Annotated in this window: 22 protein-coding genes; 14 read left to right on the top strand and 8 right to left on the bottom strand. The window is 59.9% G+C overall.

Going from position 1 to position 26,050, the window contains the following annotated elements; all coding sequences use genetic code 11:
* Positions 1-165: 165 nt before the first annotated feature.
* From purU to PH547_RS25135, 7 genes are all read right to left on the bottom strand, one after another.
* A complete protein-coding gene (gene purU, locus PH547_RS25105; RefSeq protein WP_285169684.1) occupies positions 166-1,047 on the bottom strand; it encodes a formyltetrahydrofolate deformylase in 882 nt (293 codons plus the stop codon).
* Between the two features lie 77 nt (positions 1,048-1,124).
* Positions 1,125-2,432, bottom strand: a complete 1,308-nt coding sequence (gene glnT, locus PH547_RS25110; protein ID WP_283053090.1) for a type III glutamate--ammonia ligase — start codon at positions 2,430-2,432, stop codon at positions 1,125-1,127.
* 84 nt (positions 2,433-2,516) lie between these two features.
* Positions 2,517-3,845, bottom strand: coding sequence for an FMN-binding glutamate synthase family protein (locus tag PH547_RS25115; RefSeq protein ID WP_104826015.1), 1,329 nt, complete (start codon positions 3,843-3,845; stop codon positions 2,517-2,519).
* A gap of 14 nt (positions 3,846-3,859) precedes the next feature.
* On the bottom strand, positions 3,860-4,546 hold the full coding sequence (locus tag PH547_RS25120) for a GXGXG domain-containing protein (protein WP_285169685.1): 687 nt from the start codon (positions 4,544-4,546) through the stop codon (positions 3,860-3,862).
* A gap of 35 nt (positions 4,547-4,581) precedes the next feature.
* Positions 4,582-5,484 carry a class II glutamine amidotransferase gene (locus PH547_RS25125; protein ID WP_104826013.1) on the bottom strand — a complete coding sequence of 301 codons (903 nt, stop codon included), beginning with the start codon at positions 5,482-5,484 and terminating at the stop codon, positions 4,582-4,584.
* A gap of 96 nt (positions 5,485-5,580) precedes the next feature.
* A complete protein-coding gene (locus tag PH547_RS25130) occupies positions 5,581-6,252 on the bottom strand; it encodes a helix-turn-helix domain-containing protein (RefSeq protein ID WP_104826012.1) in 672 nt (223 codons plus the stop codon).
* A gap of 31 nt (positions 6,253-6,283) precedes the next feature.
* Positions 6,284-7,258, bottom strand: coding sequence for a GlxA family transcriptional regulator (locus PH547_RS25135; RefSeq protein ID WP_104826011.1), 975 nt, complete (start codon positions 7,256-7,258; stop codon positions 6,284-6,286).
* Positions 7,259-7,352: 94 nt separating this feature from the next.
* Here PH547_RS25135 and PH547_RS25140 point away from each other — a divergent pair, with 94 nt between their 5' ends.
* The 6 genes from PH547_RS25140 to PH547_RS25165 all read left to right on the top strand — a co-directional run bounded on the left by PH547_RS25140 (position 7,353) and on the right by PH547_RS25165 (position 15,206).
* Positions 7,353-8,603: a sarcosine oxidase subunit beta family protein gene (locus tag PH547_RS25140; RefSeq protein WP_285169686.1), complete on the top strand. Its 1,251-nt coding sequence runs from the start codon at positions 7,353-7,355 to the stop codon at positions 8,601-8,603.
* A 21-nt stretch (positions 8,604-8,624) separates the two neighbouring features.
* Entirely contained in the window at positions 8,625-8,897 is a 273-nt protein-coding gene (locus PH547_RS25145) for a sarcosine oxidase subunit delta (RefSeq protein ID WP_104826009.1), read from the top strand.
* Positions 8,894-11,857 (top strand): sarcosine oxidase subunit alpha family protein, encoded by a 2,964-nt coding sequence (locus PH547_RS25150; RefSeq protein WP_285169687.1) that lies wholly within the window; start codon positions 8,894-8,896, stop codon positions 11,855-11,857. The genes PH547_RS25145 and PH547_RS25150 overlap by 4 nt, the downstream gene beginning before the upstream one ends.
* Positions 11,858-11,879: 22 nt before the next feature.
* A complete protein-coding gene (locus PH547_RS25155; protein WP_285169688.1) occupies positions 11,880-12,404 on the top strand; it encodes a sarcosine oxidase subunit gamma in 525 nt (174 codons plus the stop codon).
* Positions 12,405-12,511: 107 nt separating this feature from the next.
* Positions 12,512-13,231 carry a helix-turn-helix transcriptional regulator gene (locus tag PH547_RS25160; protein WP_285169689.1) on the top strand — a complete coding sequence of 240 codons (720 nt, stop codon included), beginning with the start codon at positions 12,512-12,514 and terminating at the stop codon, positions 13,229-13,231.
* Positions 13,232-13,538: 307 nt separating this feature from the next.
* The gene (locus PH547_RS25165; RefSeq protein WP_283053074.1) at positions 13,539-15,206 is read left to right on the top strand and encodes a globin-coupled sensor protein; all 1,668 of its coding nucleotides are present in this window, start codon (positions 13,539-13,541) and stop codon (positions 15,204-15,206) included.
* Positions 15,207-15,343: 137 nt separating this feature from the next.
* Here the strand turns inward: PH547_RS25165 and PH547_RS25170 are convergent, their stop codons facing one another.
* On the bottom strand, positions 15,344-16,984 hold the full coding sequence (locus PH547_RS25170) for a diguanylate cyclase (RefSeq protein ID WP_483315579.1): 1,641 nt from the start codon (positions 16,982-16,984) through the stop codon (positions 15,344-15,346).
* A gap of 500 nt (positions 16,985-17,484) precedes the next feature.
* Here PH547_RS25170 and PH547_RS25175 point away from each other — a divergent pair, with 500 nt between their 5' ends.
* The 8 genes from PH547_RS25175 to PH547_RS25210 all read left to right on the top strand — a co-directional run bounded on the left by PH547_RS25175 (position 17,485) and on the right by PH547_RS25210 (position 26,038).
* Positions 17,485-18,654 (top strand): transporter substrate-binding protein, encoded by a 1,170-nt coding sequence (locus tag PH547_RS25175; protein WP_285169691.1) that lies wholly within the window; start codon positions 17,485-17,487, stop codon positions 18,652-18,654.
* Positions 18,651-19,241, top strand: a complete 591-nt coding sequence (locus PH547_RS25180; RefSeq protein WP_283053070.1) for an ANTAR domain-containing response regulator — start codon at positions 18,651-18,653, stop codon at positions 19,239-19,241. The genes PH547_RS25175 and PH547_RS25180 overlap by 4 nt, the downstream gene beginning before the upstream one ends.
* 26 nt (positions 19,242-19,267) lie before the next feature.
* Positions 19,268-20,161, top strand: coding sequence for a proline iminopeptidase-family hydrolase (locus tag PH547_RS25185; protein ID WP_283053068.1), 894 nt, complete (start codon positions 19,268-19,270; stop codon positions 20,159-20,161).
* A 77-nt stretch (positions 20,162-20,238) separates the two neighbouring features.
* Positions 20,239-21,933 (top strand): ABC transporter substrate-binding protein, encoded by a 1,695-nt coding sequence (locus PH547_RS25190; RefSeq protein WP_285169692.1) that lies wholly within the window; start codon positions 20,239-20,241, stop codon positions 21,931-21,933.
* 75 nt (positions 21,934-22,008) lie between these two features.
* A complete protein-coding gene (locus PH547_RS25195) occupies positions 22,009-23,046 on the top strand; it encodes an ABC transporter permease (protein WP_283053065.1) in 1,038 nt (345 codons plus the stop codon).
* 9 nt (positions 23,047-23,055) lie between these two features.
* A complete protein-coding gene (locus PH547_RS25200) occupies positions 23,056-24,027 on the top strand; it encodes an ABC transporter permease (protein WP_285169693.1) in 972 nt (323 codons plus the stop codon).
* 2 nt (positions 24,028-24,029) lie between these two features.
* Positions 24,030-25,055 carry an ABC transporter ATP-binding protein gene (locus PH547_RS25205; RefSeq protein WP_285169694.1) on the top strand — a complete coding sequence of 342 codons (1,026 nt, stop codon included), beginning with the start codon at positions 24,030-24,032 and terminating at the stop codon, positions 25,053-25,055.
* A complete protein-coding gene (locus PH547_RS25210; protein ID WP_285169695.1) occupies positions 25,052-26,038 on the top strand; it encodes an ABC transporter ATP-binding protein in 987 nt (328 codons plus the stop codon). The genes PH547_RS25205 and PH547_RS25210 overlap by 4 nt, the downstream gene beginning before the upstream one ends.
* Positions 26,039-26,050: the final 12 nt, after the last annotated feature.

The following is a 26,050-nucleotide window of genomic DNA, read 5'->3' on the forward strand; positions in this document are numbered from 1 at the left end:
TACAATCTTACCACAGGCGATCGGCAGGGTGACATGCGAGGGGACGGTGCCGAGCGAGCCGACGCTTGCCGGCAAGGCATGGCCCTCGGGAACGCCATGTACCATGGGCCTTTCGGCGATGGCTGAGAGAGGCGGCCACCACTTTTGCCTCGACCGCCGTCGTCCTCACCCCATGCGTTCGGAGGCATAGGAGCCGGGGCTTGCCGGGAAGACGACCGTGCGGTTGCCGTTGATGAAGATGCGGTGGTGGATGTGGGCATGGATGGCCCGTGCCAGCACCTGGCTTTCCACGTCGCGGCCGATCGAGACATAATCCTCCGCCGACTGCGCATGGGTGATGCGTGCGACGTCCTGTTCGATGATAGGACCCTCGTCGAGATCGGCGGTGACGTAGTGCGCCGTCGCGCCGATCAGCTTCACGCCACGCTCGTAGGCCTGCTTGTAGGGGTTGGCGCCCTTGAAGCTCGGCAGGAAGGAGTGGTGGATATTGATGATCCGACCGGACATCTCCCGGCAGAGCGCATCCGACAGGACCTGCATGTAGCGGGCAAGCACCACCAGATCGGCCTTTGTGTCCTGCACGATCTGCAGCAGCCGACCTTCCGCGTCCGGCTTATTGGCCTTGGTGACCGGCACATGGAAGAAAGGAATGTCGTGGTTGACCACCAGTTTCTGGTAATCGAGATGGTTCGATACGACGGCGACGATGTCGATCGGCAGGGCGCCGATGCGCCAGCGATAGAGCAGGTCGTTCAGGCAGTGGCCGAAGCGCGAGACCATAAGGACGACCTTCATGCGCTCCTCGGCATCATGGATGTCGAAGGTCATGCTGAATTTTTCGGCGATCGCGGCAAAGCCGTCGGCAAGTGCTGACCTGTCCCTGCCTTCTTCGGACAGGAAAGAGATGCGCATGAAAAACAGGCCGTTCTCCAGATCGTCAAACTGCGAGCTGTCGATGATGTAGCAACCCTGGCTCGCGAGATAGCCGGAGATCGCAGCGACAATGCCCCGGGTGGTCGGGCAGGCGACGGTCAGCACGAATTTCATCGGAGGAGGTCCTTCAGATCACGAGAAAAGAAAGTCCCGGATCGCTCCGGGACCAGTTGCGCCCTGGGAGGGACGGATCAGACGTCGAGCGTGGTCTGGTGTTCCCAGCTCGTGAACTGCGAGCAATAGGCGTTCCATTCGCCATGCTTGAGTTTGAGATAGGCCGCGGAAAACTCCTTGCCGAGCGCGGTCTGGAGCCCTTCATCTTCTTCATAGGCGCGCAGCGCATCGAGGAGGTTGAGCGGTAGCTTGGGCGCATCCGTGACCGTGTGACCGTCCTTGTACATGTCGATGTCATAGTGCGCGCCCGGATCGGCGTTGCTCTTGAGGCCGCTCAGACCCGCCGCGATGATGATGGCCTGCAACAGATAGGGGTTAACCGCGCCATCGGGCAGGCGAAGCTCGAAGCGGCCGGGGCCAGGCACGCGAACCATGTGGGTGCGGTTATTGCCGGTCCAGGTCACGGTGTTCGGCGCCCAAGTCGCACCGGAAATCGTGCGGGGCGCGTTGATCCGCTTATAGGAATTCACCGTCGGATTGGTGACGGCGGCAAGCGCCGAGGCGTGTTTCATGATGCCGCCGAGGAAGGTCTTGCCCTTGGCGGAAAGGCCGAACGGCATCTCCTTGTCGGCAAAGGCATTGACCTTGCCGTCGAGGTCCCAGACCGAGATATGGGCATGGCAGCCATTGCCGGTCAGGCCCTTGAACGGCTTGGGCATGAAGGTGGCGCGCAGGCCATGCTTTTCCGCAACCGACTTGACCATGAATTTGAAGAAGGAATGCTTGTCGGCCGTCTTCAGGGCGTCGTCGTATTCCCAGTTCATCTCGAACTGGCCGTTGGCGTCTTCATGGTCGTTCTGGTACGGCTTCCAGCCGAGCGCCAGCATATGGTCGCAGATTTCGGCGATGACGTCATAGCGGCGCATCAGGGCCTGCTGGTCGTAACAGGGCTTTTCCGCATTGTCGAATTCGTCGGAGATCTTCTCGCCGTCCGCCGAGATTAGGAAAAATTCCGGCTCGACGCCGGTCTTCACGCGAAGCCCCATTTCCGCTGCTTCCGCGACCAGTTTCTTCAACACCACCCGCGGCGCCTGGGCGACCGGCTGGCCTTCCATGACGCAATCGGCCGCGACCCAGGCAACATCCTTCTTCCACGGAAGCTGGATAACGGAGAATGCGTCGGGGATCGCGAAGAGATCCGGATGAGCCGGCGTCAGGTCGAGCCAGGTGGCGAAACCGGCAAAGCCGGCACCATCCTTCTGCATGTCGGCGATCGCTTCGGCCGGCACGAGCTTGGCGCGCTGGGCGCCGAACAGGTCGGTGTAGCTGATCATAAAATATTTTATGCCGCGCTCGGCGGCGAAGTTTGAAAGATCCTGTGTCACGTAGTTCCCCTGTTTTTATGGATTGAGACACATGTTGAAAGGAAAATGGCCGCATCCCTGGGAGCAGGACGCGGCCATTCGGTGTTAGAACCCGCCCTTACCCGGGTACCAGTTGGTGCCGGCGAGCGGCACCTGGGCCATGGCCGCTGCTTCCATGGTCAGCGCGCAGAGATCTTCCGGCTCAAGGTTGTGAAGCTTGTTCTTGCCGCAGGCGCGGGCAATCGTTTGCGCCTCGAGGGTCATGACCTTGAGGTAGTTGGCGAGGCGTCGGCCGGCGGCGACCGGGTCGAGACGGGCGGCAAGTTCCGGATCCTGGGTGGTGATCCCGGCGGGATCCTTGCCTTCGTGCCAGTCGTCATAGGCTCCTGCGGTCGTGCCGAGCTTGCGATATTCCTCCTCCCACTTCGGGTCGTTGTCGCCGATAGCGACGAGGGCTGCCGTGCCGATGGCAACAGCATCCGCACCAAGCGCCAGGGCCTTGGCGACATCGGCACCGGAGCGGATGCCGCCGGAGACGATCAGTTGCACCTTGCGATGCATGCCGAGGTCCTGCAGAGCCTGGACCGCCGGACGAATACAGGCGAGCGTCGGCATCCCGACATTTTCGATGAAGACATCTTGGGTCGCCGCCGTGCCGCCCTGCATGCCGTCCAGCACCACCACGTCGGCGCCGGCCTTCACGGCCAGTGCCGTATCGTAATAGGGCCGGGCGCCGCCGACCTTCACATAGATCGGCTTTTCCCAGTCGGTGATCTCGCGCAATTCGAGGATTTTGATTTCCAGGTCGTCGGGACCGGTCCAGTCCGGGTGGCGGCACGCCGAGCGCTGGTCGATGCCCTTGGGCAGGTTGCGCATGTTTGCGACGCGATCCGAAATCTTCTGGCCGAGCAGCATGCCGCCGCCGCCCGGCTTGGCGCCCTGGCCTACGACCACTTCGATCGCATCGGCCCGGCGCAGGTCCTTCGGGTTCATGCCATAGCGCGACGGCAGGTACTGGTAGACTAGCGTCTGGCTGTGGCCGCGCTCCTCGTCTGTCATGCCGCCGTCGCCCGTAGTGGTCGATGTGCCGGCAATCGTCGCGCCGCGTCCGAGGGCTTCCTTGGCATTGCCCGACAGCGCACCAAAACTCATGCCGGCGATCGTGATTGGTGTCTTGAGGTGGATCGGCTTCTTGGCAAACCGCGTGCCAAGCACCACGGAAGTATCGCACTTCTCGCGATAGCCTTCCAGCGGGTAACGCGAGATCGAGGCGCCGAGAAACAGCAGGTCGTCGAAATGCGGAACCTTGCGCTTGGTGCCGGCGCCGCGGATATCGTAGATGCCGGTCGCCGCCGCGCGGCGAATTTCAGCAAGCGTGTAGTCGTCGAAGGTTGCGGACTTACGCGGCGGGGTGAACGGGTTGTGATAGCTCATGATTTTTCCTCGCCTCAGTACGCGTCAGCGTTGTCGATATTGAAGTTGTAGAGCTTGCGGGCGGAGCCGTAGCGCTTGAATTCTTCCGGTCGGACGCCGCTGACGCCTGCCTTGTCGAGAAGCTCAGAAAGCTTTTCGAGATGCTCGGGCCGCATCTCCTTTTCGATGCAGTCGGTTCCCAGGCTCTTGACGGACCCGCGCACGAAAAGCTTGGCTTCGTAGAGGCTGTCGCCGAGCGCCTCTCCGGCATCGCCGAGAACGACGAGATGACCGGACTGGCCCATGAAGGCGGACATGTGCCCGATGGAACCGTGAACGACGATGTCGATGCCCTTCATCGAGATGCCGCAGCGCGAGGCGGCGTTGCCCTTGATGACGAGCAAACCGCCGCGGCCGGTGGCGCCCGCATACTGGCTGGCATCGCCTTCGATCACGACGGTGCCGGACATCATGTTTTCGGCAACGCCCGGACCGGCTGAGCCATGGACCGTGACCGTGCCGCCATCATTCATGCCGGCGCAGTAATAGCCGACCGAGCCCCTGACCTCGACGGTGACGGGAGCATCGATGCCGACGGCAACCGCATGGCTGCCGCGCGGATTGACCACCTCGAAGGCGGTGTCGTTGGCGCCGGCACCGAGATTGTGCAGGGCGCTGTTGAGTTCGCGCAGCGGCGTGTGAGAAAGATCGAAGACAGGCATGGAGCTAAAACTTTCTTGTCGTGAAGGGCGGGGCTTCAGGCGGCCTTTTCGTGATCCCAGAAATAGACGGTGGCCGGTTCCGGCTCCCAGACGCGTGCGCTCTCGATGCCTGGCAAATTGACCAGCGCGCGGTACTCCGATCCGAAGGCGACGTATTGATCTGTCTCGGCCATGACCGCAGGCTTGCAAGCGATCGGGTCACGCACGACGCCGAAGCCGGACTTGGTGCCGACGACGAACGTAAAGAAGCCGTCGAGGTCGTCGAGCGCGCCGGTCAGGGCCTCGCCGAGGTCTTTGCCCTTCGCCATTTCCGCTGTCAGGTAGGCAGCCGCCACTTCGGAGTCATTCTGCGTTTCGAAGGTCATGCCTTCCCGAATGAGTTCGCGGCGAAGATTGTTGTGATTGGAGAGCGAGCCGTTGTGCACGAGGCATTGGTCAGCCCCGGTCGAAAAGGGATGAGCGCCCAGTGTGGTTACAGCCGATTCCGTGGCCATGCGGGTATGGCCGATGCCGTGCGAACCGCTCATGGCGCGAACGTTGAAGCGCTCCACCACTTCCTTCGGAAGGCCAGTTTCCTTGTAGATTTCGACGCTGTCGCCGGAGCCCATGACGCGGATATCCGGGTGACTGGCCGCCAGAAACGCACGCAGCTCGCCAGCGCTGCCATTGGTTTCGACGACCGCGTGCGTGCTTTTGACGGTGACGGTCGCGGACAGGCCGGCGCTCTCCAATTCGCCCCGAAGCCCGGCGAAGGCAGTCTCCGGCGATGCCGACTGCAGCGTAAGCTTCGTCCTTCCTTCGGATGGGGCGCCGTAGATCGCAATGCCGGCGGAATCAGGCCCGCGGTCGGTCATTGTTATCAGCATATCGGACAGCATCTCGCCGAGTTTCGGCTCGAGCGTCCGGTCTTTCAAAAACAATCCAACAATGCCGCACATAACTTCCAACACCCTCCATTCGTTTGCCAATGGAGGGCTATCATACGGTATGCCGTATTTCAACTTAAAAGAATAAATTTTTCTTTTTAAGCAAAATTACTCATGGTTCGCTTTTTGCGGATAGGAGATGATCGAAAGATAACGGGCCGGCAATTTGACCAATTCCTCCGGCCCATGCGGCGCGTCAGCATCGAAGAACAGGCTGTCACCCGGCTGCATGGAGTAGAGCGTGTCCGCGTGTCGATAAACGACCTCGCCCGCCAGCATATAGAGGAACTCCATTCCCTCATGCTGAAAGGTTGGAAAGACGTCTGATTCCGTGGTGAGCGTGATCAGATAGGGCTCGACCGTAACGCCGCTGCTATTGTTGTCGATATGGCCGAGAAGACTGTATTGATGGCCAGCGCGCGTACCGCGGCGCTCGATGTTGACGCCCTCACCTGCCTTGACGAAAATCGCGGTACGCGGCTCCTCAAAGCGTCGGAAGAATGCCGTGAGCGGTACGCCGAGTGCTTTGGAAAGCGCCTGCAAAGTTGATAGCGAAGGCGAAATATTGCCATTTTCGATTTTTGACAGCATCCCCACCGACATATCGGTTGCCGCCGCCAGATCGGTCACGGTGATGCCGAGCTTCTTGCGGTAGGCGCGGACCTCATGACCGATCGCCATCTCGAGATTGTTTTCGCGCGGCTCGCGGACAGCATGCGGATTTTGTGCAAGAGCTGCCTTGCTTGCTGCCGCTTCTTTTTGGGTGTTCTTGGCCATCATTTCTCTTCCCTGTCTGCCTGCGGATCGCTTTCTACGGCGTCCGGCGGATTGCTCTAGCGGATTTTGGCGTCAGCCCAAAATGTTGTCTGAAGGCTCTCGAAAAATGCGAGGCGCTGGAAAAACCAGTGGCGAAAGCCAGTTCGGAGATCGATAGAGGGCTTTGTTCAAGCAGCCGACGGGCATGATCGAGCCGAATCCGATGATAGCTGTCATGGAAGCTGACACCAAGCTGTTCGGCAAACAAGCGGTCGAGATGACGGGGGCTCAGTCCGACGAGCTTTGCCATCGTCCGGCGATCCATCGGCTGTTCTATGGTGGCTTCCATCTTTTCCAGAACCGTGATCAGGGCCGGATGATGTGTGCCGAACCGCTCGCTCGAAGAGCCGCGCTGCGGTGCTGTCGGCTCCGCCACAGCCGTGTGGAGATACCAGTCGCTAACCCGTCTCGCAAAGGCCGTTCCCAGCCTGCCTTCGATCAGGGCATGCATCATGTCTAGCGGAGCCACGCCGCCGCCGCAGGTGATGCGGTCGCCATCCAGCACATAGCGCGCCTGCCGCGGGGAGAGATGGGGAAAGGCCTCGCGCATGGCCGGGGCATGCTCCCAATGGATGGTGAAATCGCGCCCATCCATCAGGCCGGCGGCGGCAAGAAGATAGGAGCCGCTGGAAATTCCGCCGATGCGCACGCCCTGGCGAGCCAGTCTGCGAAGCACGGGATGCAGGCCTGCGGCATCCTTCCAGTCGCCGGGATTGCCGCCGGCAACGACAAAGATCGTGTGGCAGCTCGCACCGATGACCGAAATGTCTTCGCAGGGAATTGCAAACCCGGAGGAGGACGCGACAGCCCTGCCGTCGACCGAAAGCGGGATGACCTCATAGAGGCCGGTCTGGGCAATCAGGTTTGCAGCACGCAAGGGCTCGGTCGCCGATGCGTAGGACATCAGCGCGAAATTCGGGGTCAGCGCGAAGCCGTAGCGTTGGGTGGAGGACGAGCTGTTATCACGCATGTCTTCAATTTATCCTGAAATGGCCTAATTCTGCAATTGTTGATCGCATTCCTGGCCTAGCCTTCCTTCAGTCTCACAAATCGAGCGGACACGGATGCGGTATTCGGCACTTTCGATCTTCCTCAATGGTCTTCGTGGCAACAGGAATTGGGCCGCTCACTGGCGGCAGCCAGAGCCGAAACCCCATTATGACGTGATCATCGTCGGTGGCGGCGGACATGGCCTGGCGACGGCCTACTACCTGTCGAAGACCTTCGGAATCAGAAATGTCGCCGTGCTGGAAAAGGGCTATATCGGCTCGGGCAATGTCGGGCGAAACACCACGATCATCCGCTCCAACTATCTGCTGCCCGGCAACAATCCCTTCTATGAGTTCTCGCTGAAGCTATGGGAAGGTCTGGAGCAGGACTTCAACTTTAACGCCATGGTCTCGCAGCGCGGTGTTCTCAATCTCTTTCATTCCGACGCCCAACGCGATGCCTATACGCGGCGCGGCAACGCCATGCGCCTGCATGGCGTCGATGCCGAGCTGCTGGACCGCACGGCGGTTCGTGCCATGCTGCCCTTTCTCGACTACGAGAATGCCCGCTTCCCGGTCCAGGGTGGCTTGCTGCAGCGGCGGGGCGGTACGGTGCGCCATGACGCAGTTGCCTGGGGTTACGCCCGCGGCGCCGACAGCCATGGAGTCGATATTATCCAGAATTGCGAGGTGACGGGTATCCGCCTTGAAAACGGTAGGGCGGTCGGGGTGGAAACCAGCCGCGGCTTCATCGCCTGCAATAAGCTCGCGCTTGCTGCTGCCGGCAATTCGTCACGCGTGGCGGAGATGGCCGGACTGAAGTTACCGATCGAGAGCCACGTGCTGCAGGCCTTCGTTTCCGAGGGCCTGAAACCATTCATCGACGGCGTTGTCACCTTCGGCGCCGGACATTTCTATGTCTCGCAATCCGATAAGGGCGGCCTGGTGTTCGGCGGCGATATCGACGGCTACAACTCCTATGCTCAACGCGGCAATCTGGCCACGGTCGAGCATGTCGCGGAAGCCGGCAAGGCCATGATCCCGGCGCTCTCGCGCATCCGCGTGCTGCGGTCCTGGGGTGGCATCATGGACATGTCGATGGATGGCTCGCCGATCATCGACAAGGTGCATCTCGATAATCTCTATCTGAACTCCGGCTGGTGTTATGGCGGTTTCAAAGCGACGCCCGCGTCGGGTTATTGCTTCGCCCACCTGATTGCCCGCGGCGAGCCGCATGAAACGGCGAGAGCGTTCCGCCTCGACCGCTTCCAGCGCGGCTACATGATCGATGAAAAGGGCCAGGGCGCCCAGCCGAACCTTCACTGATTTTTCCGAAAGCGACATGACATGGCCAGCCGTATTCCCTGCCCTCATTGCGGGCTTCGCCCGAAGGAAGAATTCACTGTGAAAGGCGCCGCCCTGCCGCGCCCCGCCGCCGACGCCGGAGCGGACCTATGGTTCGATTATGTCTATCTGCGCGACAATCCGCGTGGCGCTTACCAGGAATATTGGCACCACACGTCCGGGTGCCGCCGCTGGCTTGTGGTTTCGCGCGATACGGCCACGCATGAGATCCATGATTGCCGTGATGCTGCTGAACGAAAGGAGGTGCTTGCATGACCTCCTATCGTCTTCCGAAAGGCGGCCTGATCAAACGGGAGAAGGCGCTATCCTTTACCTTCGATGGTAAGCCGATGACGGGTCTGGTGGGTGATACGCTTGCTTCGGCCTTGCTGGCCAACGGTCAGCAACTGGTTGGACGCAGTTTCAAATATCACCGCCCGCGCGGCATCCTGACGGCTGGAGCGGCCGAACCCAATGCGCTGATGACCATCGGCCGCGGCGGGCGAACCGAGCCCAATACACGCGCCACCATGCAGGATCTCTATGAGGGCCTGGAAGCGAAGAGCCAAAACCGCTGGCCCTCGCTGGAGCATGATATCGGTGCGGTCAATGGCCTGCTTTCACCCTTTTTGTCTGCCGGCTTCTACTACAAGACCTTCATGTGGCCGGGCAAATTCTGGGAGAAGGTCTACGAACCCTTCATCCGCAAGGCGGCAGGTCTCGGCAGGGCATCCCATGAAACGGATCCGGATGCCTATGAGAAATGCTGGGCGCATTGCGATCTGCTGGTGATCGGCGCTGGGGCCGCGGGCCTGATGGCGGCGCTTGCCGCGGGCCGGGCCGGAGCGCGGGTAATCCTGGTCGATGAAAATGCGGCGCTTGGTGGCTACGCCTTGAGCGAAACGGCGCTGATCGGCGGACTGCCGGCATCCTCCTTTGCCGCAGGCGTGATTGCGGAACTGGAGAGCCTTTCCAATGTCCAGCTTTTGACACGCACGACGGTATTCGGCTGGTATGACGGCCAGGTTTTCGGGGCCGTGGAGCGTGTGCAGAAACATGTTGCCGCACCTCTGGCAAATCTGCCGGTCGAGCGCCTGTGGCGCATTGCGGCAAAAAAGGCCATTCTGGCAACGGGTGCCGAAGAGCGGCCGCTGGTCTTCGGCGGCAACGACATTCCCGGCGTCATGATGGCCGGCGCCATGCGCAGCTATCTCAATCACTATGGCGTTGCGCCGGGCAGGAAGACGGCGGTTTTCACCAGCAACGACAGCGGCTATGCGCTCGCCGCCGATCTGGAGGCTGCCGGCATGGAGGTGGCGGCGGTCATCGACAGCCGCCGTGATGCGCATATCGCCTACACCGGCAAGGCCCGGCTGGTGCGGGGCGGCTTTGTCTCGAACGTGCATGGCGGCAAGGCAGTCGAAGCGATCGACATCTGGCGCGAGGGGCAGTCGGAGCGGCTCGCGGTCGACAGTCTCGCCATGTCAGGCGGCTTCTCGCCGATCATCCACCTTGCCTGCCATCGCGGCGGCAAGCCGCGTTGGTCCGACGACCATTCCGCCCTCCTCGCGCCCGAGGGCTTGGCGGATCTGGCGCTTGCGGGCTCGGCCGCAGGTGTCTTTGGGCTGCATGCCTCCATGGCGTCGGGGCAGAAAGCGGCTGCGGCTGCACTTTCGGATCTCGGCTTTTCCCATTCTGTCAGCGAGATCCCGGTCGTCGAGCGTGAAACCGTGCCAGCCCCGGCCAAACCGCTCTGGTCTATTCCCGGCATCACCGGCAAGGCTTTCGTCGATTATCAGAACGACGTGCATCTGAAGGATCTCGGCCTTGCGGTGCAGGAAGGCTATGGTCACGTGGAGCTTGCCAAGCGCTATACGACCAACGGCATGGCGACCGATCAGGGCAAGCTTTCCAACATCAACGCCATCGGCCTCCTCTCCGAGGCGCGGCGTGTTTCGCCGGCCGAGGTCGGCACCACGACTTTCCGTCCCTTCTATACGCCCGTTTCCTTCGGCGCCCTGGCAGGAGCCTCGCACGGGAAGCATTTCCAGCCGGTGCGCAAGTCGCCACTGCACGATTGGGCGGCGAAAAACGGCGCGACCTTCGTCGAAACGGGCCTTTGGTATCGCTCCGCCTGGTTCCCGCGGGCGGGGGAAAATGGCTGGCGCGAAAGCGTCGACCGCGAGGTGAAGAATATCCGGCTGAATGTCGGCATCTGTGATGTCTCCATGCTCGGCAAGATCGAAGTGTGCGGGCCGGACGCTGCGGAGTTCCTCAATCGCGTCTATTGCAACGGTTTTCTGACGCTGCCGGTCGGTAAGGCTCGGTACGGGCTGATGCTGCGCGAAGACGGCTTTATATATGATGACGGAACGACCAGCCGACTTGCCGAGGACCGCTATTTCATGACGACGACCACGGCCTATGCCGCAGGTGTCATGAACCATCTCGAATTCTGCGCCCAGGCGCTTTGGCCGGAACTCGACGTGCGGCTGGCGTCGGTCACCGACCAATGGGCGCAGATGGCGGTCGCTGGCCCCAAGTCGCGGGCCGTGCTGCAGCAACTCGTCGATGACGACATGTCCAATGAAGCCTTCCCATATCTGGCGGCAAAAGAGGTTTCGCTGCTTGGCGGACGCTTGAAAGGCCGGCTGTTCCGCATATCGTTTTCCGGAGAGCTGGCCTATGAATTGGCCGTGCCGGCAGATTTCGGCGAGAGCGTTGCCAATCTCGTCATGCAGGCAGGCGCTGCCCACGGAATTTGTGCCTATGGTATCGAGGCGCTGGCTGTCCTGCGCATCGAGAAAGGGCATGTCACCCATAACGAGATCAACGGTACCGTGGTCCCAGCCGACCTCGGCTTCGGCAGGATGGTGTCCATGGCCAAGCAGGATTTCATCGGCAAGCACATGGTCGCGCGCGAGGGGCTAGTCAATCCGGATCGTCCGCAACTGGTCGGCGTCGTGCCGCTCGATCCGGCCGTCAGCTTCAGGACGGGTGCACATATTCTGAAGAAGGACGCAGCGGCCACGCTCGAAAACGACCAAGGTTATGTGTCTTCGAGCTGCTTCTCGCCCCATGTCGGTTCCACCATCGGCCTGGCCCTCGTCAAGGGCGGCGCATCCCGCCATGGCGAAGAGGTGCAGATCTGGAACGGCCTGCGCAACGAATTTACCGCCGGCCGCCTCGTCAGCCCGGTCTTTGTCGATCCTGCAAACGAGAAGCTCCATGTCTGAACGCGCGGCATCTGAGGCAGCCATGACCGAATTTGAACTCATCCGCCGCCCGGCACTTCGCGTCGGGGAACCAAAGGTGCTCGGGAATCTGGCGCTGGAGGCGGTCACCGACGGTGTGATCCTGCAGCTATTGGCCCGCCCCGGCGCTGTTACCGAGGCCGGCATTCTGGCGGCGATCGGGCAAACAGAAGGTCTCAGCCTGCGAAACTCCGGTCCCGGACAATGGTTCTTGGTCGCCGATGGCGCTGTTGATGTTGATGTCATCGCAGACCATCTGGCGACCGTCGCCTATCTGGCGGACCAAACGCACGGACGCAGCCGAATCCGCATCAAGGGTCCGCAGGTGCGTCAGCTCCTGGCAAAGGGTACGGGCGTGGACCTGCATGCCGATCAATTCCCCATCAACCATGCCGTGATGACGCTGATCGGCCATATCGGCGCCAACCTCGCCCGCACCAGCGAGGATTGCTACGAACTCCTCGTCCTGCGCGGATTTGCCGACAGTCTGTGGCATGAACTTGAGATCATGGCCGCGGAATTTACGTAAGAGACGTTCGTGATCGGCGATCTGGGCAGCGCCTAAACTTGCAAACTTTAACATGACATTAACTTCTCGACGTCAAAATTGGGCAGCGCGCAAAAGACGAGATGACGATGGGTTGTGTTGCAATAAAATACCTGGGCGATTTCAAGGATCTCTCCGAGGTTCCCGCCCATAGACAGCTACGCGACAGCGAACTGCTGGAACAGCTCAGGAAGGCGGTCGATTTCCGCCACATCGCTGTCGGCGGGCTGGATCTCGCCGGGTATCAAATTGGACGAGGCCATTCCATCGATACGGATATGCCGCCTGCTTTTATCGATACTTACTTCGGAGAAAAGCTCGGTCTGTCGGACCCGCTGGTCATCCAGTCGCTGAACCGAACGACGCCGCTGAGTGACGAAGAAGCTTTTGACATCTCGCCCCCCTCGCAACGCCTTCAGTATTTGCTGCGGGCCTACAGGATCGGGCTACGCTTGCAGGTGCCATTGGCGAGAGATGGCGTCGTCTACGGTGGCGTCTGCTTCACAAGAGAAAAACAATTCACAGCAAGCGAGCGGGATTTGCTCCTCTTCTTTGCCGAACCGCTGCATCGGGTAATCACGAAGCCTTTGATGGATCGCTTCGCCGCCGGCGTCCTTCGTCTGACGAACGGTGAGTTGCGAAGCCTTGAACTCGCCAGCAAAGGGTTGACGAGTGAGGAAATCGCCGATGCTTCGGATTATCGACCGGAAACCATCAATAGCTATCTGAAAAGCGCGACGAAAAAACTCGGTGCGGCCAATCGCGCCCATGCGGTCGCCGAAGCGATTCGCCGGAACCTCATAAACTGAGGCGACGGACCTTCCCGATCCCGCCTCCTCTTCGGAGTGCGCTTAGCGCCGCATAGACATATGCCGCTGCGTCCCTGCATTCGCCAAATCATCCCATCCGAAAAGCGCAGAAAATATCCGATATACGAAGACTTTAGCGATGTGCCTTGAGGATCTGACTTTGGTTAACGCCAAATAAAGGAAATCGCCCAAATTTGGGGCTTATCGAAAGGGCGGATGGACGCCAGCGCCGACATGACGACGGGTTTCGATGTGATTGAGGTATGTGCCCAATCGCGGTTTAAGCCCATTGTTTTCGAGGTCGAGAATGTCGAGTCGCTCCATGCATGCCAACAACAGCTCCAATTCCGCAGGCAACGGTGACGCCGCCGGCGCAAAGACCCGGCGTCAGAACGTCGAGCGCCGCCTCGACTTCATGCAGCTCGATCAGGACGGTCGCGCTGGCATCCGATCCCTAAAAACTCTGATCGAACGCGAACTGCCCCATGGTCTGGACAAGTTCTATGCGCAATTGCGCAAGAGCCCAGAGGTCAGCCGCTTTTTCTCCACGGAGGAGAACATCGCCCGGGCGAAGGGTGCGCAGATGGGCCATTGGCACAATATCGCCGATGGCAATTTCAATGAGGAATATGTCGGCAAGGTTCGTACAATCGGCACTGTGCATGCCCGCATCGGCCTGGAGCCACAATGGTACATTGGCGGCTACGCCATCATTATCGACCATCTGATCAAGAGCGCCGTCGAGGAAATCTTCCCCAAAGGCGGGATATTCTCACGAAAAACAATGAAGAGTGCGGACTTCGGCAAGGCACTTGCCAGTCTCGTCAAGGCTGTGATGTTGGACATGGACTTGGCGATCTCGGTCTATATCGATGAAGCTGAAATCGCAAAGCAGAAGGCTCAGGCCGAGGCGATCGACGCGGAACGCCAGCTCGTCTGCGACAGCTTCGGCAAAGCGATGGCGGCAATCGCCGCCAAGGATATCAGCTACCGGATCGATGACGACCTGCCGGCGGCGTATCACGCTCTGCGTGACAACTTCAACAACGCTCTTGACCAGTTGTCGGCGACGATCGAGCAAATCAATGGTGCCGCTTCACAGATCAACTCTGGCTCACAGGAAATTCGGTCCGCTGCGGATGATCTTTCCAAGCGTACCGAACAGCAGGCAGCCTCCATCGAGGAGACCGCTGCTGCACTTGAGGAAATCACCACCACGGTCAAGGATTCCAGCCGGCGTGCCGAGGAAGCTGGACAACTGGTTGCAAAGGCTCGTATCGGCGCCGAAAAATCCGGTGACATCGTGAGGCAAGCGGTCGCCGCAATGGGTGCAATCGACGGCTCTTCGCGGGAAATCTCGAATATTATCGGAGTGATTGACGAAATCGCCTTCCAGACGAACTTGCTGGCGCTGAATGCCGGTGTCGAAGCGGCTCGAGCCGGCGACGCAGGTAAGGGTTTTGCCGTCGTCGCGCAGGAGGTTCGCGAACTCGCCCAGCGCTCGGCCAAGGCCGCAAAGGAGATCAAAGAACTGATCAACAATTCGGGCGAGCAGGTAAAGGCGGGCGTGACTCTTGTTGGAGAAACCGGAGAAGCGCTTACGGTCATCGCTGACGAGGTCAAGGAGATTGATCGGCATATCGGCGCGATCGTTCGAGCATCCACAGAGCAAGCAACCGCCCTGCAGGAAATTAATACAGCCGTCAACTCGATGGATCAGGGCACGCAGCAGAATGCCGCGATGGTAGAGGAATCCACCGCCGCCAGCCATGCACTCACGCTGGAGGTCGGTCGCATCGCTGCAATGCTCAGTGAATTCAACATCGGCAAGGCATCGGTATCCCGGGCTCGCTCAGCTAAGCAAAGCGACATGCCCACGGCATCTCCTGCACGGGCGCTGGGAGCCAAACTCGCCAAGGCCTACGCGACGCAAGGCAACCTGGCGGTCGCGGCTACCAATTGGGAGGAATTCTAATCCGGTGCGGCTTTGGCGGGATTTGAATAGTTAGCCGAGCAAAGAAACTGCCCCGTACGCCTTTGGTTACGGGGCAGCAACACAGCTAGATGCTTGCAGCGTTTACCAGACAGAGACGTCGCTGGACGGCACGCTCGCTACGAAACAACCCGGTTGCGACCGCCCTTTTTCGCCGCATAGAGATTCTGATCGGCGATCTCCAAAATCTCGCTCGGAGAATTGGCGGACAGGCTACCGGCGACGCCTATGCTGATCGTGACGAGCAGCCCGTTGCAGATTTGCGACCAGTCCCAGCGTTCAATCGTCGAACGCAGCCTCTCGCAGACATCGGCCGCCCCTCCGGGAGGGCCTGCCAGCAGGACGACAAACTCCTCGCCGCCAAAGCGGATCGCCTGATCGGTAATCCGCAACTGGTTGCGCAATATGGTTCCAATGGCGCTAAGCACCTGGTCGCCGATCATATGGGAGAAGTTGTCGTTGATCGACTTGAAGTGATCGACATCCAGCATCGCGATGGAATATGGACGCGTCTCGGACGCCAGCTCCTTGAAGCGGCTGTCAAGATATTTGCGGTTATAGAGCCCAGTCAGCCCGTCAAGATAAACGGCGCTGGCAAGGATATCGGTTTCCTCCTGCAATTTCTGATAGGAGGCTTCCAGCGTTTCGGCGCGCTTCGACTCTGTCTCCGCGACTTCCTTGAGCCGCTTGGTTTCATAATAGATTTCGGCGAGACGCGCGCGCTGTTGGGTTCTCTCGGCGCTGTTCTGCAAATATGCCTGGTGGAACTTCTTATGCGTCTCCAGCGCCAGGTCAAACTGCCCCAGCCCTTCATAAGCCTGCGACAGATAAAGATAGATCTGGATATAGGAATCGAAACTGCCGCCGTCGCCGATCAGATCCAGCGCCTCGAGCAACAGCGATCGGGCGTCTACAAAGTTCCCGCAATTGATATGGACCTGGCCTAAAGTGTAGAGATATTGCTGCCTGTCGCGAACATAGCTGTTCTCCTGAAACGCCTCATAGCGGACCATGCACTGAAGCGCTTTGTCATGCTCGCCCAGATGACTGTAGTAGTCCGCTTCGTTGCCGAGACAAATGCGAGCGGCCCAGCTATCCCCGATCTCGATTGAGATGTCGAGCGCCTCTTCCGTCAGCTCCAGCGCTCTCATCAGCATCTGGTGTCCCACTTCCGGCTCGCCGCGCGCTTGCGCGATATATCCGCCTTCCGAATGGGCACCGCCAAGATTGATAAGCCACCAGCATTCATAGGTCTTGTCGCCGATCGATCTGGCGAGCTCGACGGATCTCTCGCTCATCAGAATGGCCCGGTCAGGCTGCTTGTTGTACCAGAAGATAATTCCAATGACGTTGGTGGCCAGGCTTTGCACCTTTAGGTCTTCAGTCCTGTCGGCCAAATCCAACGCGCGGGTAGCCTCTTCGATCGCTTCCTCGGGCAAGCCCAATTCCAGAAACAACCATCCGAGATACGCCCGGGCATAGGCTTCCTGGATGGGCTCCCCACTCAATTTCCAGAAGTCTACCGCCCTGCGGACATGCGTTATCCCGAGTTCGGCCTTGCCAATCTGCAAACAATACCAGGCTATATCCGTGTCGCATTGGGCGGCAATGCGATCGTCGCCCCGCGACTTGGCATCGGCATGAATTTGGCTGGCAAGTGTAAGTGCCTCAACCGAGCGGCCCGTACATCCAAGATGCCACGCTTCCTGTAGGCTGGAATTTGCTTTTTGAGTAATTGCCTCGATATCAATAGTTTGCATATTGAACGCCAATATTTGTCTTCTGGATAGCGGTAGCACCAGAAGCTTAACAATGATGCTATAGCCAACAAAACATGCGACAGGCCCATTTTTATCATGGCATGTAAGTTAACGCCGTCTCAATGTTCCCAGTTAACCTTGCTTTGAGGATTGCCCGGGAAGATGGCGCCCCATATCCCAGCGCCTAACCCAGCCGCGGCGCGGTATTGCCGGATTGGGCGCAGGCGAATGATTGAAAAATGAGCATGATTTCTAATTGACTATAAAGTGAGCTTGTCATAGCGTTAAAGCAAGAAATGGCATTGATCGCCAACGGCAAATGAGCCCCGCTTTCCGCACACCCTGCGGACGGGGCTTTTTTCGTGCCGTTTGGTCGGTCGTGCCAAGCGTTCAAACCGAGATTTTGGCGTGATCAAGAATACCCCCAACGAGGATAGTCCTTTGTCTTTCGAGCGGCGTGCAATCGGCCGCTGCCCATTCGGTGGGTTGCGGAACATCCTATGATCCGAAAGCCCGTCCCTCTCTCACTTCTTTATTCGACGACGGGCACTTATGCGACGCTGGGCCGCGATGCGGTGGACGGAGCCTTGGCGGCAATCGCCGAACTCAACGGTGATTCCAGCTATTTCTTCCAATTCGACCCGCGTGTCGATGACCCAGCCGGGAGTGCGGAACGCTATGCCGAACTCGCCGAGGTCGCCATCCGGCAAAGGGGATGTCGGCACATCGTCGGCGCGATCACGTCTTGGAGCCGGAAGGAAGTGCTTCCAGTCGTCGAACGCCACGGCGCGCTGCTCTGGTACGCCTTTCCGCACGAGGGCTATGAGACGAGTGACAGCGTCATCTATCTGGGCGCCTGTCCGAACCAGCATCTGTTGCCGCTGTTCGACTACGTCTTGCCGCGTTACGGCCGGCGGCCGTTCATCGTCGGCTCGAACTATATCTGGGGCTGGGAAATTGGCCGCATCGCCCGCGAGCTGACCGAGGCGGCGGGTGGCGAGGTGCTGGCAGAGCGCTTCGTGCCGCTCGGTTCGGAAGAGGTCGATCACCTGATTGCCGAAATCCGCCTGAAGCGGCCGGATTTCATCCTCTCCAACCTTGTTGGCCGTTCCGCCCATGCGTTCATCCGGGCCTATGCGGAACTGCGTGAGGAGAACGTCGATTTTAGCGCCGAACGCCGGCCGCTCGTGGCCTGCAATCTTTCGGAAATCGATCTCACCGACCTGAGTTCGCAAGCCAAGGCTGGGCACATCGTCACCAACATCTATCTGGACAGGCTCGACACTCAGGAAAATCGGCGTTTCAAGACGCGATTGGCAGCTCGCCGTGGCGACGGCCGGCCGGTCACAGGGCCATTTGCCTTCGCCTATATGGCGGTTTCCGTCCTGGCCCAGGCGATCGCCGATACCGGCACGGACGATCCGGATTTGATCCGCAAAGTGGTGACGCAGCGGCGTTTCGATACGCCCGTTGGGCCGATTTCGTTTGATCCGCGCACCCATTACGCCGGTTTGCGGCCGTATATCGGCAGGTCTGACAGCGAGGGCGGTTTCGAGATTTTTGACACCGAAACCCCTGTTGTCGAGGCAGACCCCTATCTGGTGCGTTCGATTTTTCCCGGCAGGCCGAGCGTTTATGGGCCGGGCGCGGGACTGAAGGTGGTCAAATGAGCCGCTTCGAACGACCGATGTTTTCCACTTGGCGCGCGGTGATCCTGCATCGACCGCATCCGTCCGTCGAGGCGCTGACGCGCCAGTTGGAGTCGCTGCACATCCAGGTCAAGGCCGTCTGGCCGCAGCTCGATGAGCAGGATGCACAGGCCGATGTGGTGTTCTTCGATGCCGACATGGGACACGACCAGCAATTTCCCTGGCCATCTGGTTTTTCGCCCATGCCGCTCGTCGCGCTGATCGGCTCGGAAGCGCCGGGGCGGATCGAATGGGTGCTCGCCCAGGGCTCGAACGCGCATCTGCTGAAACCGATCGGCTCGACAGGCGCCTATAGCGCGCTGCTGATCGCGTCGCATGCCTACCAGAAAGCCCGCAGCCATGCCGATGATATCCGTGCGCTCGAGGACCGATTGCGTCAGCGACCGATCGTGGTGCGCGCCGTATTGCAATTGATGCAGCAGGGATATGCCGGCGAAGCCGCCGCTTTCAAACGCTTGAGACGCATCTCGATGGATTGGGGCATGACGGTCGAAGAGGCCGCGGACGCCATCTGCAAGAACGACAGGCGTACCCACGGCGGACATTAGGAAGACGAACAAGAAGGAGACGAAATATGGAGGTAATCGAAGGCTATGCGCCCTATGGCAGTTACAGGACCTGGTACCGGATCACTGGAGACCTCGCATCCGGCAAGCCGCCGCTGATCGTCGCGCATGGCGGGCCTGGCTGCACGCATGATTATGTCGACAGTTTCAAGGATATCGCCGCCACCGGCCGCGCTGTCATCCACTATGACCAAGTGGGCAATGGCAAGTCCACGCACCTGCCGGAAAAGGGCGGTGATTTCTGGACGGTCGCCTTCTTCAAGGCGGAGCTCCATAACTTGATCGACCATCTGGGCATCCGGGACGCCTATTGCCTGCTCGGACAATCCTGGGGCGGCATGTTGTCGGCTGAATTCTCTGTCGATCGGCCGGCCGGTCTCAAGGCGCTCGTGATCGCCAATTCGCCCGCGGCAATGAAAACCTGGATTTCCGAGGCCAATCGCCTTCGCGAAGCCTTGCCGGCCGACGTGCAGGCCACGCTGCTCAAGCATGAACTGGCCGGCACCACGGGCAGCCCAGAATACGTCAAGGCAACAGACGTTTTCAACGAGCGCCATGTCTGCCGCGTCGTCCCCATGCCGCCGGAGGTAAAGCGCACCTTCGATGCCATAGCCGAGGACCCGACCGTCTACTACACGATGAACGGCCCCAACGAATTCCATGTCATTGGCACGATGAAGGATTGGTCGATCGTCGGTCGTCTTTCGACCATCGATGTCCCGACGCTGTTGATCTCTGGTCGCTACGACGAGGCGACGGAGGCTTGTGTGCAACCCTATGCCGATGAAATCCCGGATGTGCGCTGGCGGATCTTTGAACAGTCTAGCCACATGCCGCATGTCGAGGAACGCGCGGCCTGCATGGCCGAGATTGGCGCATTTCTGAATGAGAAAGCGCCGTGAAAGCAAGAGACTGTCAACGGACCGGTCGTAAATAGCAGCGGTATCGAACCATTTATAATAAGAGGGAACAGACAATCATGATGACACGGACAACAACATTTTTCCGCGCGGGGGCAGCTTTCGCCGGCCTTCTGCTCGCCCAGACCATGCTTTCGGGGGTGGCTCACGCCGAGGACCGGGCCGCGCTTATGGCTCAGCATCGCGGTGGCACGATGACGCTCTCGGCCGTTTCGGCGGCCGGCACCATCGATCCGATGCTCAACTATACGGCCCAGTATTGGCAGATCTACCAGATGAGCTATGACGGCCTCGTCAAGTTCAAGCAGGCGGGTGGTACGGAAGGCTTCAAGATCGTGCCCGCGATCGCCGAGGAAATGCCGGAGATCAAGAATGACGGGAAAACCTATGTCTTCAAGATCCGCAAGGGCATCAAGTTCTGGAACGGCAAGGACGTCACGCCGGCCGATGTCGTGGCCTCGTTTCAGCGGATCTTCAAGGTCAAGGGCCCAACCATGGGCAGTTTCTACAATGGTATCGTCGGCGCCGATAAATGCATGGCGGATGGTGATACCTGCACGCTTGATGGCGGTGTGATTGCCGACGAGAAGGCTGGCACCGTCACCATCAATCTCACCGCGGCGGATTCGGAGTTCTTCGCCAAGCTTGCGGTACCGCATGCGAGTATCGTCCCAGCCGATACGCCCGCCAAGGATGCCGGCACGAGCCCCGTACCGGGAACCGGTGCCTACATGATCGAAAGCTACAACCCGAATGAAAAGATGGTGTTGAAGCGCAATCCCTATTTCAAGGAATGGAGCGTCGATGCGCAGCCGGACGGCTATGCCGACGAAATCGACTATAAGTTCGGCATGACCGAGGAAGCCGGCATCAATGCCGTGATCAATGGTCAGGTGGACTGGATGTTCGACACGCCGCCGACGGATCGCCTGCCTGAGATCGGCTCGAAATACGCCAAGCAGGTTCGCATCGATCCGCTCGCGGCCTTTTGGTACGCGCCGATGAACGTCAATCTACCGCCCTTTAATAACATCAAGGCGCGACAGGCCCTGAACTATGCGCTCGATCGTGACGCACTCGTCGGGCTCTTCGGGGGGGAAGTGCTGGCACAGCCGACTTGCCAGATCCTGCCGCCCGATTTCCCCGGCCATGTCGATGATTGCATCTATACCAAGGACCCCGGCCCGAAGTGGTCGGAGGCAGATATGGACAAGGCCAAGCAACTGGTCGAGGAATCGGGCACGAAGGGTCAAAAGGTGACGGTGATCGCCGAAGACAACGCCGTTGCACGCGGCATCGGCACCTATATTCAGAGCGTCCTCAACGAGCTCGGCTATGATGCCTCGATGAAGGCGATCTCACCCAATATCGAGTTTGCCTACATTCAGAATACCAACAACAACGTCCAGATCAGCGTTACCCAGTGGTATATGGACTATCCGGCCGCGTCGGACTTTCTGAATGTGCTGCTCTCCTGCAGCAGCTTCAACAAAGGCAGCGATTCCTCGATCAATATCGCCGGCTATTGCAACAAGGACCTCGACGCCAAGATGAAGGCGGCCATGACCCTTTCGCTGACCGATGAGAAAGCCGCCAATGCCGAATGGGCCAAGATCGACAAGGCCTATATGGCTGAAGCGCCGCTGGTGCCGCTGTTCACGCCGAAGAGCGTGAATTTCACCTCCGCCCGCCTCGGAAATTATGCCTTCAACAAGCAGAACCGCTGGGTCATCTCCCAATCCTGGGTGAAGTAACCATCAGGCGGCGGCGCGATCAGCGCCGCCGCCTGCATGCGTGCCTGTTGTATATGACCCGTGCGGGAAAGCGAGATGAACGCCTTGGCCGATACCCCATCTTCCGAGATCGAAAGGCTCGACGCCGTTGCGACGCGTAGCGGCGCCGGTCCCTGGCGGCGGGCCTGGAGGCTCCTGAAACGCGACAAGCCAACGATCGCCGCCGTTTTCCTGCTCCTCGTGATCGTGTTGTCGAGCCTTGCCGCGCCATTCTACGCCGCCGATATCGCCGGCACGGATCCGTTCCGCTCCAACCTGAGCGGCAAGGTCACGGTCGACGGCAAAAAGATGAAGATCATGCAGGCCTCTACCGAGGGGCTGGGCCTCGGCGTGACTCCGATCGGGCCGACCTGGGGAACGCAATATTTCCTCGGTGCCGATACGCAGGGTCGCGACGTTGCCGCCCGCCTCCTCTATGGCGGAAGGAATTCCCTGCTGATCGCATCGGCTGCGACGGCCGTCTGTCTCGTGCTGGCCGCAGCCATCGGCATATCCGCGGGTTTTTTCGGCGGCCTCGCAGATATCGTGCTGTCGCGCATTCTCGACATTCTCTGGGCGTTTCCCGTCTATCTGCTGGCGATCTCGCTTTCGATCGTGATGATTTCGAAGGGCGTTGTGATCGGCCCGATTGAAATCACTGCCGACAGTCTGCTCCTGCCGATCGGCATCATCGGCATCATCTACGTGCCCTATGTCGCAAGACCCGTCCGCGGCCGGGTGCTCGCGCTCAAGGAGAGCGAATTCGTGCTCGCGGCGGTCGGGCTCGGTATTCCAGCCTGGCGCATTCTGCTCAAGGACATATTGCCGAACGTATCGACCATGCTCATCGTCTTCATACCGCTGATGATGGCGCTCAACATCGTCACCGAGTCGTCGCTTTCGTTCCTTTCGATCGGCGTACAGGCGCCGGATGCGAGCTGGGGAACAATCATTCAGGATGGGCAGACGCTGCTCTATACGCGCCCGGCCGTGGCGCTCGCGCCCGGCATCGTCATCGCGCTCACCGTTCTCTCCCTTAACGTGGTCGGCGACAGCATCCGTGACGTGCTTGATCCGCGCACCAAGATTGTCTGAGGGGCCGGGATGTTTGTCGCAATCTTCCAGCGTCTCACCCAGATGATCTTCGTGATGTTCGGCATCTCGGCGCTCGTCTTCCTAATCTTCTTTGCGACGCCCGGCTCCGATCCGGCTGCCCGCATCGCCGGCCGCAATGCCTCTCAGGAAACTATCCAGGCCATCCGATCCGAATTCGGCTTCGATCGGCCGCTGCCCGTGCAATATGCGATCATGATGAAGCGGCTTTTCGTGACGCAGGATCTCGCCTCTTACGTCAATCGCGGCATGCGCGTAGTGCCGGAAGTCGCCGTCGCGGCGCCGGTGACCTTGTCGCTCGTCTTCGGCGCGGCAGTTCTCTGGATCCTGGGCGGCGTGGTGACCGGGGTCGTGGCCACCATGACACGGGGCAGCCTACTCGATCGCGGGCTGATGATGCTTGCGCTCGTCGGCGTTTCCATGCCGGTCTACTGGCTTGGCGAGGTAATGAATCTGATCTCTCAGAGCCGCCTTCACGATACCTGGCTTTTTTCCTGGGTGCCCGCACTCGGCTACAAGCCGCTTTTCGAAGATCCGCTGGGCTGGTTCAAGACGCTGATCATTCCGTGGATCACATTGGCGACGCTCTATATCGGGATTTACGGCCGCGTCCTGCGCGCCAACTTGGTGGAAGCCTATCACGAAGATTATATCCGCACCGCTCGTGCCAAGGGGCTGAGCCCGGCGCGGGTAATGCTCAGGCACGCGCTCCGGACGTCGCTGATCCCGTTCGTTACCATGTTCGGCCTCGATTTCGGCGCACTGGTTGGCGGCGCCGCACTGCTTACCGAAGTCGTCTTCGGCCTCAACGGTGTCGGACGGCTGACTTATCAGGCGCTGCTCAATCTGGATCTGCCGATGATTCTTGGCACGGTGATGTATGCCTCCTTTTTCGTCGTCCTCGCCAATGCATGCGTGGACATCATCTACGTGTTGATCGATCCGCGCGTGAGGGGGAGTTGACGATGACCGGTTCCGACAAGCCTCTGCTTCTGGACGTCAAGGGTCTTACCGTGTCATTTGCGACCGACAAGGGCCTCGTCAAGGCTGTAGACGACGTCTCCTTTTCGGTTCGCCAGGGCGAAATTCTCTCCATTGTCGGCGAGTCCGGCTCTGGAAAATCGGTAACGCTTCTGTCGCTCCTCGGCCTTCACGATCCGAAGACCACCAGGGTCGACGGCGCGGTTGCCTTTCAAGGCGAGCGCATTCTCGAACTGCCGGCCAGCCGGATGCGAAGCATTCGCGGCAAGGGCATCGGCCTGATCTCGCAGGATCCGATGACCGCGCTGACCCCGGTCTATACGATCGGCTGGCAGATAGAAGAGCAGATTCGCGCTCATGAAAAACTCTCCGCTCGAGCAGCACGCAAACGCGCGATCGAACTTTTGGCGGAGGTGGGCTTCGCAAATCCGGCGGAGGCCGTCGGGCGCTATCCGCACCAGCTTTCCGGCGGCATGCGCCAGCGCGCCGTCATTGCGATGGCGATCTCCTGCAATCCGGCGCTCATCGTCGCCGATGAACCGACCACGGCGCTCGACGTGACCGTCCAGGCGCAGGTGCTCGATCTTCTGCTGCGGTTGCGCAAGGATTTTGGATCGGCGATCATCCTGATTACCCACGATATGGGTGTCGTTGCCGAAGTGGCCGATCAGGTCGCGGTCATGTATGCCGGCCGTATTGTGGAAAGCGGTCCGGCGAAAGCTATCTTTTCCCATCCCCTTCACCCCTATACCTGGGGCCTGATGGCCTCGATCCCGCCATTGACCGGCCCAAGACCCGAGCGGCTGATCTCGATCGGCGGCATGCCGCCCACACCCGAAAACATACCCGAGGGCTGCGGTTTTGCGCCGCGCTGTCGATTTGCCCGCGCCGAGTGCAACGCGCGGCCGCCGCTCAGACGGCTTGAGGATCAGGCCGGGCTCTGTGTGCTCGACGGCGACGAGCGGGAAACCCTGCGCCGGACCGTTCTTTCCCTGGAGGTGGCTGCGTGAGCACCGACCAAATGCGAAAGCCTCTCCTTTCGGCTCACCAACTGACCAAGAATTTCGTCGTCGGTAAGACCATGATACCGGGCTCGGGCCGGATATTGCATGCCGTTGACCAGATCAGCCTTGACGTGTTTCCGGGCGAGACGCTCGGCTTGGTCGGCGAGTCCGGCTCCGGCAAGTCCACCTTGGGTCGTTGCATGACCCGGCTTTACGACGTGACTTCGGGCAGCCTCACCTTCGAAGGTATCGAGATCGGCAAGGCGAATGCGCGGGCGCTGAAGCCCGTGCGGCGCAAAATGCAGATGATCTTCCAGGATCCTTCCTCCTCGCTCAATCCGCGCCGCAGGGTCCGCGATATCCTCGGCGAAGTGCTGAAGGTCCACGCGATCCGCACTGGTTCCGAAGTCGAGGATCGCCTTGCCGAACTCATGACTTTGGTGGGTCTGAGGCCTGAATATCTCGATCGTTATCCGCATGAATTTTCAGGCGGACAGCGCCAGCGGATCGGCATTGCGCGGGCGCTGGCGGTCGAACCGCAATTGATCGTCGCCGATGAACCGGTCTCCGCACTCGATGTTTCGGTACAGGCGCAGATCATCAATCTGTTCGCTGACCTCCGTGAGAGGCTGAACCTCACCTATTTGTTCATCGCTCACGATCTTCCCGTGGTTCGCCAGGTTTCGACCCGCGTGGCCGTCATGTATCTCGGTTCCATCGTGGAAATCGGCGAGACCGACACGCTCTACGCCGCCCCGCGCCATCCTTATACCCAGGCGCTGCTTTCAGCCATTCCGCAGCCGCATAAAGGGGGCAGACGCGAGCGCATCCTGCTCAAGGGCGAAATTCCAAGCCCGCTCAACCCTCCCAAGGGCTGCAAATTCTCGACCCGCTGTGCCTTTGCCCGAGATATCTGCCATGAAAGCCGCCCGCTTTTGACTGAAACCTCGACGAACCATGGGGTTGCCTGCCACTTTCCCCTGGAGTGAACCAGCCCGGAG

This window comes from Rhizobium cerradonense, assembly GCF_030182455.1.
Classification (GTDB): Bacteria; Pseudomonadota; Alphaproteobacteria; order Rhizobiales; family Rhizobiaceae; genus Rhizobium.